Below are 12,845 nucleotides of genomic sequence, written 5' to 3'. Positions count from 1 at the left end.
GCATTACAGCCGCTAAAATCTGACGGATACGGGGAAAAGTCATTTCATTATCTCCTGACGTTGCACATTAAAGGTAGTATCCAAAGCAACAAACTAACATAAGGGATAGTTTGCGATAAGCGGAGCTTAACACCAAAGGCGTATCGCAGAACTTTTAAGCACAAATTGTAAATAGATTGTCGAATATATAACATTTATATAAAATTGCAATTGGGTAAAGAAAAAAATGCAGTTACTAGCTTTATTGTTGAGTCTTTTTTAAAATATGTAGGTTGGTACACAAAGAATAAAAGTTTGGTATCGACGTAAAATACCATAATTCTGTCCACTAAATTCGCCCTTGCTAGATTTTTATGCTGCTTAGACCAAACGATCGCACTAAGCTAGATGACACTGACGACAAATTATTCTATTCGTTGCCGCGCTTTGTCACCCACGTTGACGAAAGCTTTATTCAACAACTAACCGATTTATATCGACAGTTGCTCAAACCGAATATACGTATCTTAGATTTGATGAGTAGTTGGGTTTCTCATCTACCTGAAGAAATAAACTTTTCCCATATTCAAGGACATGGGCTAAATGCAGATGAGTTATCGCGAAACTCCCGTTTAAATCACTATTTTGTCCAAAATCTTAACGATAAACCGCAGCTACCTTTAAAGGATAACGATTTTGATGCAGTTTTAAACTGTGTTTCGGTGCAGTATTTGCAATATCCCGAAACAGTTTTTTCCGAAATTCATCGCGTTTTAAAACCTGGTGGAGTCGCGATTATTAGTTTCTCCAATCGCATGTTTTATCAAAAAGCAATTCAAGCTTGGCGTGATGCATCCGAATCTGGTCGGGTTGAGTTAGTCAAAGGTTATTTTACTGGGATATCTGGGTTTACCGCTCCGGAAGTAATTTCCCGTCAATCTTCCGTTCCCAATTTCTTACAGTGGCTAGGTGCAGGTGGTGGAGACCCATTTTATGCCGTAGTGGCGTATAAACAGTAGAGACGATGGGTCGTCTCTATTAAAAAAACATAACCAGAATAGAAGAAATATAACCAGAGACGACCCACCGGGTCGTCTGTACGAGAATTAGGCTTTTTGCCATGCTCAATGCCCCATGCCCAATTCCCAATGCCCAATGCCCTTGTCCTAATAAATGTATACTTGTGCTGAGATTTTAGTGCGATTTGCAATTTAACGGGGTAAATTCGAGGTGAAGCTTTATTAGCTACCTTTAATGTGCAACGTCAGGAGATAATGAAATGACTTTTCCCCGTATCCGTCAGATTTTAGCGGCTGTAATGCTGTCTGTCTTATTACTCAGTGCTTCCGGCTGTGCGACAAAAACGCCAAGTCGCTTTGATGCGGTACAGCAAGAAAGTAGCCGCCAGAAGAGCGGTCAAGCTGTTGCTAAAAATGCAACACAAGGTAGCGAATTTAATAAGTTATTTCCTTCCTCTGGTGGTGGTTTTGACCGCGTTTTCACCCAAGAGAAGAAGGGTTTTGCTGAGGCTAATTTAAAGAAAGATGGTAAAGTGCTTGCCCAATTGGCAGTTTCCGATACTTCCAGCACTCCTACAACCGCAGCTGGTTATTCCAGCAGCACCAAAAAAATTGGTGGTTATCCTGCCAAAACCCTCGGTAGTACGAAAACATCGATTTTGGTTGGTAAGTATCAAGTGACAGCGATATCGAAAGACCCGTCATTTTCTGCAAGCGATCGCGAAACTTGGCTTCAGAAATTTAACCTCAGTGGTTTGTCGAGATTGAAGTAATATTTTGGTCATTTGTCTTTAGGTCATTACAGGGAGAATTTTGTGAGTAAGTCAATTTTTCAATTAGTTGACGAGTTACCAACAGGTGGCTTGACAATTTCAATGTTAAATGCATTGGATTTTGCCGCTCCTGGTCAATGGCAAAACATAACGGGTTTTGTAAATACAATCAAGCATGTTACGGGTGAATCTGACGATAGTTTGATTCAACAAATCGGCGAACGTGCTATTTATCTTTACAATGACAAGTCACAAGGCTACCAAACTGCCATGTGGTTGTACCAAACGGTTGATAGTACCGATAAAGCCTTGGGTGCTGCTGCTTTGGCTAATAAGCTTGGTGAGAGTGTTTCTTTTTTGGGTTTTCTGGATAAACTCACTCCGAAACCCGATAAAGCTCAAACTATTGATTTGTGTTTGAAACTGGTTGCAGAGTTAGTTGCTTTTTGTCAAATAAATGGTATCCCTGGTGACAGCATTGGCGATTTTGTGGGTGCTTTAGGGGAATACAGTGGCGAGTCGATGATTCGCATGGCTGCTTTGGTTTGTGTTGATGGTTTGATACCTTTGGGACCAGATTTTATTCAGAAGGTCACTTCGGGTATTAGCAACATGAATCCTCAGGATTTGGAACAAAATTCCACTTTCAAGGATATGAAGAATGCGATTCCTGGGAATGATACTGGTGGAAAGCTTGATTTCATTGGTCAAAGTTTTGACTCAGTAAAAGGTTGGATGAGTGACTTGGTTGTTTCCAAAGATTTGTCTCAGCAGTCAGTTTTGAGCAATTTGAATAGTTTCATGCAAATCGCTGACGATAAGTTAGATTATGTGGCTGCGTTTATTGACGTGTCTACAAATTACTACGAGCATACGGGTACGCAAACTTTAGCTCGTCGTTTGGTTGAACGTGCTTTTGCCGAACTTTAATTAAATAGTTGACGAATCATCTGATTCGATATTTCAGTCAGTGGTCAGTCATCATTGAGTTTACCTAGTAGGCTAAAGCTATTGATAACTGACGGCTGACTTTTTTGTATAAATGTAAAAATACCTTAATTGGGTAATTTTAGATTAGCCGCGATCGCACTTAGGAACGGTTCAAAAACCGCTAAGTTTTCATATCGGTCAAATTTACCTGTTTTTCTACCTGGGTCAAAAGCTGTATTAATTACATATAATGCATCACCATCAAAGGCTACGTACTTTAAATGCTGTTCTTGAATCCCACCTTTGCGTTTTAGCCCTGTAAAGCCGTAGCGCATACCCTGAAGTTTTCCGACTGTGACTGTTTGCGGTGGATAACTTGAGAAGGTAATTTTGTCTGCGTATTTTTGCCGACGCTCTTTTGCGATCATCCTAAGACGGCTGCTTTGCAGCATCGCAACATAATCTTCTGTAATCCAAGTATTGAGTGCAGATACTATTTGTTCTTGGAACACTTTTTCTTGGAGATAGGGATTTTCATAATCTATTTTTACACCTGCATTAATACCATTAGTCTCTAGTATCCTTTGTAATTTCGGTTGCTGCTGTAGTGGGTAAACAGCCATTTCCACTGAACCTAAATTTTTGCCTTCAGAAGAAACACACAAAAGGGGTGCATCTCCTTCACATGGCGCAACACTCCAACCTGTCGGTGCTGATGTCGTCCCTAAAAAGTTTTTCCAGATGTTACCCTCAACTGGTTTGAAGGCTGCAACATTAGTCACTTGGGGAATTAATCCTGATGAAGGAGTTGACGAAACAGTTGGAGATGGAACTGGCTGTTGGGGTTTGAGTTCGTTGTTGGTAGGAGCTTTCTTGAAAACAGATTTAAAGATAAATGGCGATAGCGCCAGTAAAATAATACCGATTAATAGGTGATAGACTCGCAAAAAAATTCTCCTCTAGATCTAAATGCATACTTTGCAAGTAAATACTACCTGCAAAGGTTTAATTTGTTTCCAAATTAAAGATACATCTAGAGAGGTTGATTTACACAAAAAAAATCTAATTGGGCATTGGGTATGGACTTTAATTTTTATACAGACGACCCACTGGGTCGTCTCTACCTTCCCATTCCCTTATTTAAAACGTCCTCGCATTCTGCGATTTTGCTTGCGACGGGCAACCGCTTTACGCTTTTGCTTTTGTAGTGGTGTTTCAAAGTGACGTTTGGTTCTGACATCTTGAAGAATACCTGCTTGTGAAACTTGGCGTTTGAATCTCCGCAATGCAGACTCAATACCTTCGTTTTCACCTAAAACTACTTGCGTCATGCTTATGGCTCCTTTTACTTGGTGTGAATAATTAAATACTAGCAGGCAATAGAAATCCAGCAGTCTCTAGCGATCGCTTTGAACTGCTGGAAACTAAAAGTTTTGAGTTGTGACAGTGGTGCTTAAAATGACTTTAGTAACGGCGACCACCACCACGGTTGTCACCACCCCAACTTTCCCGTGAGGGGCTTCTCTCTTCGCGAGGTCTGGCTTTGTTCACTTTCAAATCACGCCCCATCCATTCTGCCCCATCTAGCCCTTCAATCGCTTTGTCTTCGTCTGCGGTGCTTTCCATTTCCACAAATGCAAACCCTCGCATCCGACCTGTTTCGCGATCGGTGGGTAATTTGACGCTACTAACTCGACCGTATTCTTCAAATGCACGTTTCAAATCATCTTCCGTAACTTGGTAGGATAAGTTACCGACGTAAATTGACATTGAGAAATCTCCAAAACCGGAATTATGTAGAGAATTAGATTCGGAGAAACCCTTTTAAAAGCTAAAATGATTTTCACAGCCGAATATAAATCTTAGAAAGACAGTATAGCAGATTATCTAAAGCTTGCTACCTCTGATTTTTGCGAGAACGGTAATGGTGAAGAGGATTAGGGGTTAAAAGTCAAGAGGAAAAGCAAAGGTAAAAAGAAGAGAGTCAAGTTAAGCTTTTTATTGTTTAAAGTTCATTTTTCGGTTGTTTAAGTGGAATTTGGATGATAAATTCTGTATGTGTCCCCAATATACTATTACAGGAAATTCTACCACAGTGTTTTTCTACTATTATTTGGTAGCAAACTGTCATACCCAAACCAGTACCTTTGCCGATGGGTTTAGTGGTAAAGAAAGGGTCAAATATTTTACTGGCAACTTCCTCTGTCATTCCCATTCCATTATCTTGGATGTGAATAGCTACCCAATCTTGGTTTATTTGTTGGGTACGTATATTTATTTGGGGAATGAGATCGGGTGAAGATTTATTTTGTTGTTCTGAGGGGGTGACAATCTAGCTTCACAGCCTTATGCAGCAAGGATTATAGAGGAGTATCCGAGAAAAAGATAAAAGTTACTTTAGAACCTTACCCAACGAAAAACAAGACTTTTGGGCTAGGCTTATTGATAATAGAATCAACAAAGCTAGGAAATAGTATTTATCTTTTTATGACACACTCGCTTAAAACTCCTGCTGTGTATTGAATTCAAGGGTTTTCGTCACCCCCTCAGGGCTATTACACAATACAGTTGTTCCCCTCACCTCCCTTCTAATCATAGCTTTCAGCTTTGAGTATGTACCTCATAGTTACCGGAAGTGCTATATTATCTGGAGTAGCTTCTATACCATCAAGGTTTAAACGATTTACTGGTAACTTTTGGGAAATCGCAGCAGCAAGGGAGAAAGCTCCAACACTATTGGGAGTACTTTGAACTGCCGCAATCAAATCATTTTCTTTACGTAAAATAACTGCTTCCGGGGGATTTTTTAAATCATCCCCCAAATAATACTTACGTAAAAAGCTAATAAAGACGGAACTAATTTTGGGGTTATAGTTTTCATTATAAATGACCTTTAATCATGCCTACAATTATGTAATTCCCAAACAACAGCAAATTAGCACCCTAATTCAGGATTTAGTACATTACGCTACATATAATCACAAATAATATCGCTCAATTAAATTTACATTAAAGACTTCAGCGAAGCATTCTGCAATATGCGATCGCACTTGCTCGCAACTTATATCAGGTATCCATTCTACTAAACTCGCAACAGGTTTATCTGCAATCCCACATGGGACAATTCGGGCAAATCCGCTCATATCTGGACAAACATTCAATGAAAAGCCATGCATTGTTATCCATCGTTTGACTTTAATCCCGATCGCACCAACTTTTTTCCCTTCTACCCAAACTCCTGTAAATCCAGGAATACGTGTTCCTTCAACTCCGTAAATTTTAAGTACTCTAATTAATACTTCTTCCAATTGGCGTAAATACCAGTGTAAATCCTGATGGTGGCGATACAGATTTAAAATTGGATACCCAACTATTTGCCCTGGACAGTGGTATGTGACTTCACCACCTCGCTCGATTCGATGTACTTTAATTTCATCATTTTCGGCGGTATTTTCCCTGTCAAATTTCAAAAATTCAGTACTTGCACCCTTCCCTAGAGTATATACGGGCGGATGCTCAAGTAATATTAATATATCTTCTAAATTCGGATTATGAATACGCTCTTGCAAAAGCTGCCGTTGCCAGTTTAAAGCTTCTAAATACGGCATTGTTTTCTGGTTATATAACGAACAAGAATAAGCATGAATAAGGTTTTTGGGGAGCATACCAAATTTCCACTATTTAAATAAAACAGAGTGTTTCCAAATACCATCTTTTGTTCAACAAATGTCAAGCTGTGCAAATGATTGTAAAGGAAAGTCAAGAGTTGGGGTTTTGTAAAATACAAAGTGCTAATTTGAATATATAACCTCAATGGTAAGGAGGAAGAGGGGGAGTTCTCTGCTATATACATCACGCCAAGAAAAAAGAACGAAAGCATTGGCTGGTGATGCCGAATCAATTGTTTGCAAGCTATATGGAATAAAATTTCTAATCATGTCTTGTCCAGTTTTTTAGTTTCCTTCATTTTTGCCAGAGATTATCAAAAAGCGAGTTTTTTTGAAAGGAGGGGTAGAGAAGCTTTATTTATTTAGATTTTTCTCAATTTGTTCAAAAATTCACCCCATATACATTTGGAAATGGCTTTCTCGGATTTAGGCAAAAATATTAGGTAGCAACCTGTATGAGAAGTTTGATTAATGTGCTAAGAGTGAAAATACTTAAATTTAATAGCTTAATTTAGTAACTTAAATTTAATAGCTTCCATTTAAGTGATATAATTGCATATAGCTGCAACCATTGCCGATAAAAGATTATACTTATTTTGGCGGCAGTGTCCCCACCGCAATTTTGGATTATTCAAATCAAGTAGAAACTGAGCGGGAGAGTTTACATGAAGCTTGTCATCCACGGCAAAAATGTTGAAATTACCGATGCAATTAGAGAATATGTGCAAAATAAGATTGAAAAGGCAGTAAGTCATTTCCAGACTATCACAAATGAAGTGGATGTCCATTTGAGCGTAGCTCGCAATCCCCGAATTAACCCCAGGCAAGCTGCGGAAGTGACGATTTATGCGAATAAAACTGTCATCCGCGCTGAGGAGAGTAGCGAGAGCTTGTACGCAAGTATAGATTTGGTTGCAGATAAAATTTCGCGTCAATTAAGGAAGTACAAAGAACGACTACAAAATAAGAAAAGTAGTGTTCCTGATGTTGATGAAGTCGCAGTCGAAACTGTTGCAGAAGTATTACCCGATTTAATAGGCGATCGCACTCCAGAATTACCCGAAGAAGTAGTTCGTACTAAATATTTTGCCATGCCTCCGATGACTATGAACGAAGCTCTAGAGCAGTTGCAAATGGTGGGACATGATTTTTATATGTTCCATAATCTGGAAACTGGAGAGATTAACGTCATTTACGAACGCAATCATGGTGGATATGGCGTAATTCAGCCTCGTAACAACAATAATGGTAACGGGAATAATGGGAAAAATGCTAAGGCAAGTCACCATAATATTGTGATGCCAGAGAAGCTTCATAAGTAAAATCAAAACGTGAAGACGTTAGCAGAGGGAACACCAAGAAATCAATTATCCCAATAAATAAGGGCTGGGATACCCAGCCCCTACCAATGATACAATAGTTTGGTAGTCTTGGTTTTTGAGTAACTGTTTGGTCTATTGCGATCGCATTCCTTGTAATACCTTCAATGCTTCTTCCACATGTCCTTTGAAATTGAACATTGAATCAAAGATGTATTTAATTTTGCCATTATCATCAATTACATACGTAATCCGACCAGGAACCAAACCCATCATAGTTTTTGCCCCGTAAAGGTTACGTACTGTATCGCCTTTATCACTCAAAAGTGTAAAAGGTAACTGGTATTTTGTCGCAAATTTTTGATGGGATTCGGAAGAGTCGCCACTGATACCGATTACCTCTGCACCTGCCGATTTGAATACTTCATACTGGTCGCGAAAAGCACAAGATTCTGCTGTACATCCAGGTGTGTCATCTTTGGGGTAAAAGTAAAGGACAACTGCTTTACCACGATAGTTTTGCAGGTTAACTGATGCACCGTTTTGGTTTGGGAGGGTAAAATCTGGTGCGGTATCTCCGACTTTGATTGCCATAGGATTTTAGATTTTAGACTTCTTCTTTACAAAATTTTACCTTTGATTGGGATTCTATAAAACTTAACTTGTACATTTGCGTCACTTAATGTAGGGTATATTCTCTAGTAATGAATCTGTAGTGTTATAAAAATCTTTATACTTTCGTAATTATGCGATTAAGTTCCCTTGATGTATTTCGCGGTTTTACAATTGCAGGTATGATTCTGGTTAATATGGCAAGTCTTGCGGAACCAGATGTTTACCCGCAACTGCTCCATGCGAGTTGGAACGGTTGTACATTTGCTGATTTGGTATTTCCCTTCTTTTTGTTTATTGTGGGAGTTGCGATCGCATTTTCCTTTGCTAAATATACCCAATCTAAAGCGAGACAGGAGAAAGAGCGGGATGCTGTGGGGGTAATGGAGAAATTTCTGGATTCACAGAGTTCTGGTGTTTCGGTTTCATCTTCTCCAATTTCCTCCAATCCTGTACCAACTCCCCCATATGGTAAGATTTTTCGTCGTGCTTTGATAATATTTGCTTTGGGTTTATTTTTAAATGGTTTTTGGAATAAGGGAGTTTGGACTTTTAATTTAGAAAATCTCCGTTATATGGGGGTTTTGCAAAGGATTAGTTTAAGTTATTTATTTGCATCACTTGCGGTTTTAATGTTACCTCGTAAAGGGCAGTGGATACTTGCTATTTTTTTACTTGTGGGTTATTGGCTAGCAATGATGTACATTCCTGTTCCTGGCTTTGGTGCGGGAATATTGGACGAAAATAACAATAGTGCAAATTTAGCAGCTTTTATCGATCGCTCCATCATCCCATCGGCACATTTACACGCAAGCTTCAAAAATTTGGGTGATCCAGAAGGATTATTTAGTACAATTCCGGCTATAGTTAGCACCATGTTTGGTTATTTTACTGGACAATGGATACTGAATCAGCCAGTGAAAACGCGAACAAGTATTGGTTTAGTGTTGGTAGGAATTGGTTGTTTAATTATAGGTTCTGCTTGGGGTTGGGTATTCCCGATTAATAAGAAACTATGGACGAGTTCCTATGTAGTATTTACGACAGGATGGGCATTAATTTTTCTGGCAGCATTTTACGAACTAATTGAAGTCAGATTGATTAGAAGTTGGGGAAAACCATTTGAAGTCATGGGAATGAATGCGATCGCAATTTTTGTTCCGTCAATATTACTAATTAAAGTGCTAGCGAAAACCATTATTGGGACAGGTAAGGAAGCACCCAATGCTTATACTGTAATATATAAAGAGTTTTTTGCATCTTGGGCTGGTGGAGTTAATGGTTCATTTTTATTTGCCTTTGTGACAATGTTGTTATGGCTTGGTGTAGCTTGGATAATGTACCGTCAGCGTTGGTTTATTAAAATTTAGGTAAGTCAACTACCCTTGAATAAACTTATTTGCCATTTGCTCGTCAGCTTGGGATTTGTCATTCTGACGTATGTTGAATCTTTGACTTGAAGTACGATAACATCAGAAACTGGGTTTTTCCCCCATGACGACAAAACCTCAAATGTCATTCTGACGTATGTTGAATCTTCGACTTGAGGAACTGCAAATTTTACATCCGACAACGACTTTGATTTTCTACATCAACAGAGCATTGTTCCTGACGTTTAGCAATAATAGTTAATAAATCTTCTCTTCCTGTGAACGCAAGTCGAAAATCTGCCCAAATAGCATATAATTTATCAGCAATAAAACCAATAATTGGTAACTTGGTTATGGCATAAATCCATCCCATTCCCAAAGTTTCATATATTCGACGAAAAACCTCAACATTTTTGATTATAGAACCATCAGGAAGTATGGCATGAATTCGCCCCATTGCGGTTTCAAAATCAATGCCAGCATTCGCTTCCGGATTGTAATCAATATCGGCAATATCGACAAAAGCGACTAAACCTCTACCTGCATCCCGTCTTTTCAAAAAGTTAACTTCTCGCACGCATAAAGGACATTCCCCATCATATAGTAGTTTGATTTTCCAAGAAGTTTGATTAGTTGGACTTGCTTGCGTATTTGATAAAGTCATCGGTGTGATTTTTTTTATTTATAATTAAATTAACATAACTACGGCATTTTTAATTTAGGTATACTAAAAATGGCTTGGAGTTTGGCTTTTAAACCCAAAGGTTGGCATACAGCTAAATATTAACGGCATTGATTATTTGGTTCTTCATTACTTGTTATGCTAAAAACGCTGATAAAATAGATCAAATTCCTTACTGGGTAATAAAGATAGCTTTTAAACTTGGATTTTGAGCCTTTGGAATCAAATCAAGGATGAAAATCCCCAAAAGTCTTGCTATTAAAGGCAAATTACAAATTATTGTTTAAATTTCAGCATAACATCTACGGAAGAGCCGATTATTTCGACTTGTGAGAATAAGGGACTTCCAGAAAATAAAATCTTCTTTCTCGTATACTTACCAACACTATCACGCGAAGGGTGGACTCACCCTACCCCTACAATAGTGGAGAATTTATTTATTGGTATTCCCTAAGCAAAAGTGTAAGTTGGGTAAGTACCAAACTTACACTTTTTGACAAATATTTTTATACTCGCTGAATCGTCAATATCTCTAAGTATAAAGGATTTCCCATACTGAAATAATGTATGTATAAAATTAGTATTTAATATTCACAATTATTTAAGTTTCAGCACTTGCTCGTAAATGGGTTAAAAATGGGACAGATTATTTACTGCCACATAACTACATAACTAAACTGTGGTAGATATGACAGTCTAAGATATAGGGCAATTTTGATTGCGGTAAGCGAATCGGAGAAGCCAAATGCTCTGCTCGGAAGACTTAGTTCAAGATTTCATCCAAGATTTAACTGTGGATGCAAATGCGATCGCATATTCACGCTATATCTCGCTAATCAGAAAGCGACTCCTTTGGAATATCACTTTTCATTTGCGATGGTTGAAGCTAAACATATGGGATGAAAACCCTAGTGGAAAATGGGTATTTTTTTCGGAAAGCAAAAAAAGAGAAGTTTATAAGCGTATTTGGATTTGGCTAGAATTTTGTGATGTTACTATATACCTGTCTCTTCAAAAATATCACACTGGCAAAGCCCCACCCCGATTAAAACAATTCCCAATTATGTTTTGTAACGGCGATTTTACCCCAACGGAAAACATGCTGCTTGTTGTTCAGGGGAATCAAACCCCATAAAAAGATTTGATTTAAGAAGAAGTGAAGACGCAAAACAACTATTTCTACTGCGATCGCAATTAGTACAGCGTGACAGAAATAAGCTTACCATTTCACAATAGCAAAAAGCTCATATTATCGCCTTGATTCGTTTCTATTTCCTTGCTCATAACAAATCATACCAGTAAACAAACTAAGTAAAGCAACTACTACGACGCAACTAATTTTAGTGTCGTCCAATTAATAACTAATGATTAAACAACAAATAATACCAGGGTTAAATCTACCTGAAGTCGAAGATAAGCTGAGTTGTTGGCTTTGTTCAGCTTTAAGTACTCGATTGGGGCAAAATACCCAGTCTCAAACCCTTTCTCAAATCAATAATCCCGTTTATTGGGGAACTAGTTTCCTCGGTTTGGATAAAGTCACAATTTTCCAGAATTCCACAATTACGGAACAGGCTATGATATTACAGCTTTGCAGTCGTAAGCTTTTGGAAGAAGCTTATGGGATTGAAAAACTGGGTTTACAATACATGGAAAAAATAGTGCTGTTGTCGGAAAGCATCCAAGAACAGATGCTTTATGCTTTGTATTGTGCTGATGAAGCTAACCACATATCACAAATTAGTCGTTTTCTACCAATCTTCCCAAAAATTAAAATTAATGACGAGCAAATTCAGCAATTAGAACATCCACTGCTCAAATTCCTCATGGATGTTGCCGACACAGAAGACAAAGCAGTAATTTTGTTTGTACTTCAGGTTGTCTTAGAAGGATGGAGTTTGAGTCATTATCGCAATTTAGCAATCCAGTGTCGTGAACCCAACTTGAGTTTAATATTACAGGGATTGTTACGAGATAAAAGCCATCATCATGGTACTGGTGTTATCCTCTTCCATCAAATGTCCCTAACACAATCGAGTCAAGAATTAATCGTCAAGACTCTAACTCAATTTTTGCGACTGATGCAGCTAAGACATCAACCTGTTATTGCTGCGATCGCACAGGTAAAAGGTTATTTATCGCGATCGCAAAAAATCCGCATTTTGGAAGAATTGGACAGCGAAAGCCATAATTACACTTGTTTAAAGTTTTTGCGTTCTTTAATGCGAAACCCCAACTCAGGAGCGATTTTGCAGCAACTGGAAGCAAAAGCAGCATTCCAACCCTTAAATACTTCCGAATGCATATAAGTGGCAAAAATTCCAGTAGAAATCTAAGTCACAAAAAAAGAAGTGGCGCAGCCACTTCTCAGTAATTCCCAGGTAGAACCTAAGATGAGTATATGAGCGATACATTTTTCAAATCGTATGCATTTACACTAATTTGAAAGGAGAATTTAGGAATTAGGAGTTAATAAATACTCAATCCCCAATC

At 38.3% G+C, this 12,845-nt stretch carries 16 protein-coding genes; 7 read left to right on the top strand and 9 right to left on the bottom strand.

Annotation, left to right across the window (positions count from 1 at the left end; translation table 11 throughout):
* The first annotated feature begins 353 nt into the window (after nucleotides 1–353).
* From CK510_RS16405 to CK510_RS16395, 3 genes are all read left to right on the top strand, one after another.
* Nucleotides 354–998, top strand: coding sequence for a class I SAM-dependent methyltransferase (locus CK510_RS16405; RefSeq protein WP_095722728.1), 645 nt, complete (start codon nucleotides 354–356; stop codon nucleotides 996–998).
* Nucleotides 999–1,258: 260 nt separating this feature from the next.
* A complete protein-coding gene (locus tag CK510_RS16400; RefSeq protein WP_095722727.1) occupies nucleotides 1,259–1,771 on the top strand; it encodes a hypothetical protein in 513 nt (170 codons plus the stop codon).
* A gap of 42 nt (nucleotides 1,772–1,813) precedes the next feature.
* Complete coding sequence (locus CK510_RS16395; RefSeq protein ID WP_095722726.1) at nucleotides 1,814–2,701, top strand: hypothetical protein; 888 nt, start codon at nucleotides 1,814–1,816, stop codon at nucleotides 2,699–2,701.
* A 125-nt stretch (nucleotides 2,702–2,826) separates the two neighbouring features.
* On the opposite strand, the gene CK510_RS16390 is transcribed toward CK510_RS16395, so the two are convergent.
* The 6 genes from CK510_RS16390 to lipB form a co-directional block, all read right to left on the bottom strand.
* Nucleotides 2,827–3,648 (bottom strand): hypothetical protein, encoded by an 822-nt coding sequence (locus CK510_RS16390; RefSeq protein ID WP_095722725.1) that lies wholly within the window; start codon nucleotides 3,646–3,648, stop codon nucleotides 2,827–2,829.
* Between the two features lie 189 nt (nucleotides 3,649–3,837).
* The gene (rpsU, locus tag CK510_RS16385; RefSeq protein ID WP_095722724.1) at nucleotides 3,838–4,032 is read right to left on the bottom strand and encodes a 30S ribosomal protein S21; all 195 of its coding nucleotides are present in this window, start codon (nucleotides 4,030–4,032) and stop codon (nucleotides 3,838–3,840) included.
* Nucleotides 4,033–4,165: 133 nt separating this feature from the next.
* A complete protein-coding gene (rbp, locus tag CK510_RS16380) occupies nucleotides 4,166–4,471 on the bottom strand; it encodes an RNA-binding regulator (RefSeq protein ID WP_095722723.1) in 306 nt (101 codons plus the stop codon).
* A 235-nt stretch (nucleotides 4,472–4,706) separates the two neighbouring features.
* Entirely contained in the window at nucleotides 4,707–4,973 is a 267-nt protein-coding gene (locus CK510_RS16375; RefSeq protein ID WP_342745969.1) for a sensor histidine kinase, read from the bottom strand.
* A 316-nt stretch (nucleotides 4,974–5,289) separates the two neighbouring features.
* Nucleotides 5,290–5,523 (bottom strand): type 2 periplasmic-binding domain-containing protein, encoded by a 234-nt coding sequence (locus tag CK510_RS16370; protein ID WP_095722721.1) that lies wholly within the window; start codon nucleotides 5,521–5,523, stop codon nucleotides 5,290–5,292.
* A gap of 156 nt (nucleotides 5,524–5,679) precedes the next feature.
* Nucleotides 5,680–6,366, bottom strand: a complete 687-nt coding sequence (gene lipB, locus CK510_RS16365; RefSeq protein ID WP_095722720.1) for a lipoyl(octanoyl) transferase LipB — start codon at nucleotides 6,364–6,366, stop codon at nucleotides 5,680–5,682.
* A gap of 668 nt (nucleotides 6,367–7,034) precedes the next feature.
* On the opposite strand from lipB, the gene hpf reads away from it, so the two are divergent.
* Complete coding sequence (gene hpf, locus CK510_RS16360; RefSeq protein ID WP_095722719.1) at nucleotides 7,035–7,691, top strand: ribosome hibernation-promoting factor, HPF/YfiA family; 657 nt, start codon at nucleotides 7,035–7,037, stop codon at nucleotides 7,689–7,691.
* Between the two features lie 132 nt (nucleotides 7,692–7,823).
* Here the strand turns inward: hpf and CK510_RS16355 are convergent, their stop codons facing one another.
* Complete coding sequence (locus CK510_RS16355; RefSeq protein WP_095722718.1) at nucleotides 7,824–8,282, bottom strand: peroxiredoxin; 459 nt, start codon at nucleotides 8,280–8,282, stop codon at nucleotides 7,824–7,826.
* 152 nt (nucleotides 8,283–8,434) lie between these two features.
* On the opposite strand from CK510_RS16355, the gene CK510_RS16350 reads away from it, so the two are divergent.
* On the top strand, nucleotides 8,435–9,670 hold the full coding sequence (locus tag CK510_RS16350; protein WP_095722717.1) for an acyltransferase family protein: 1,236 nt from the start codon (nucleotides 8,435–8,437) through the stop codon (nucleotides 9,668–9,670).
* 5 nt (nucleotides 9,671–9,675) lie between these two features.
* Here CK510_RS16350 and CK510_RS32820 read toward each other — a convergent pair whose 3' ends face one another.
* Complete coding sequence (locus CK510_RS32820) at nucleotides 9,676–9,873, bottom strand: hypothetical protein (protein ID WP_143289321.1); 198 nt, start codon at nucleotides 9,871–9,873, stop codon at nucleotides 9,676–9,678.
* Complete coding sequence (locus CK510_RS16345; RefSeq protein ID WP_095722716.1) at nucleotides 9,861–10,334, bottom strand: thiol-disulfide oxidoreductase DCC family protein; 474 nt, start codon at nucleotides 10,332–10,334, stop codon at nucleotides 9,861–9,863. Before CK510_RS16345 ends, CK510_RS32820 begins: the two co-directional genes overlap by 13 nt.
* A gap of 763 nt (nucleotides 10,335–11,097) precedes the next feature.
* On the opposite strand from CK510_RS16345, the gene CK510_RS16340 reads away from it, so the two are divergent.
* Together CK510_RS16340 and CK510_RS16335 are read left to right on the top strand one after the other, a co-directional pair.
* Nucleotides 11,098–11,487: a hypothetical protein gene (locus CK510_RS16340; protein ID WP_095722715.1), complete on the top strand. Its 390-nt coding sequence runs from the start codon at nucleotides 11,098–11,100 to the stop codon at nucleotides 11,485–11,487.
* Nucleotides 11,488–11,716: 229 nt separating this feature from the next.
* Nucleotides 11,717–12,661 (top strand): hypothetical protein, encoded by a 945-nt coding sequence (locus CK510_RS16335; RefSeq protein ID WP_095722714.1) that lies wholly within the window; start codon nucleotides 11,717–11,719, stop codon nucleotides 12,659–12,661.
* The last annotated feature ends 184 nt before the right edge of the window (nucleotides 12,662–12,845 follow it).

The sequence above is a fragment of the Brunnivagina elsteri CCALA 953 genome (genome assembly GCF_002289455.1).
In the GTDB taxonomy this organism is placed as follows: Bacteria; Cyanobacteriota; Cyanobacteriia; order Cyanobacteriales; family Nostocaceae; genus Brunnivagina; species Brunnivagina elsteri.
The sequence above is the reverse complement of the archived record's forward strand: the minus strand, read 5'-3'. Positions and strand labels throughout refer to the sequence as shown.

Bases quoted from the DNA above. Each gene is read 5' to 3' on its own strand.
- CK510_RS16335 (WP_095722714.1), top strand. From the start codon at position 11,717: ATGATTAAACAACAAATAATACCAGGGTTAAATCTACCTGAAGTCGAA.
- CK510_RS16340 (WP_095722715.1), top strand. From the start codon at position 11,098: ATGCTCTGCTCGGAAGACTTAGTTCAAGATTTCATCCAAGATTTAACT.
- CK510_RS16350 (WP_095722717.1), top strand. From the start codon at position 8,435: ATGCGATTAAGTTCCCTTGATGTATTTCGCGGTTTTACAATTGCAGGT.
- CK510_RS16345 (WP_095722716.1), bottom strand. From the start codon at position 10,334: ATGACTTTATCAAATACGCAAGCAAGTCCAACTAATCAAACTTCTTGG.
- hpf (WP_095722719.1), top strand. From the start codon at position 7,035: ATGAAGCTTGTCATCCACGGCAAAAATGTTGAAATTACCGATGCAATT.
- CK510_RS16400 (WP_095722727.1), top strand. From the start codon at position 1,259: ATGACTTTTCCCCGTATCCGTCAGATTTTAGCGGCTGTAATGCTGTCT.
- rpsU (WP_095722724.1), bottom strand. From the start codon at position 4,032: ATGACGCAAGTAGTTTTAGGTGAAAACGAAGGTATTGAGTCTGCATTG.
- CK510_RS16355 (WP_095722718.1), bottom strand. From the start codon at position 8,282: ATGGCAATCAAAGTCGGAGATACCGCACCAGATTTTACCCTCCCAAAC.
- CK510_RS16405 (WP_095722728.1), top strand. From the start codon at position 354: ATGCTGCTTAGACCAAACGATCGCACTAAGCTAGATGACACTGACGAC.
- lipB (WP_095722720.1), bottom strand. From the start codon at position 6,366: ATGCTCCCCAAAAACCTTATTCATGCTTATTCTTGTTCGTTATATAAC.
- rbp (WP_095722723.1), bottom strand. From the start codon at position 4,471: ATGTCAATTTACGTCGGTAACTTATCCTACCAAGTTACGGAAGATGAT.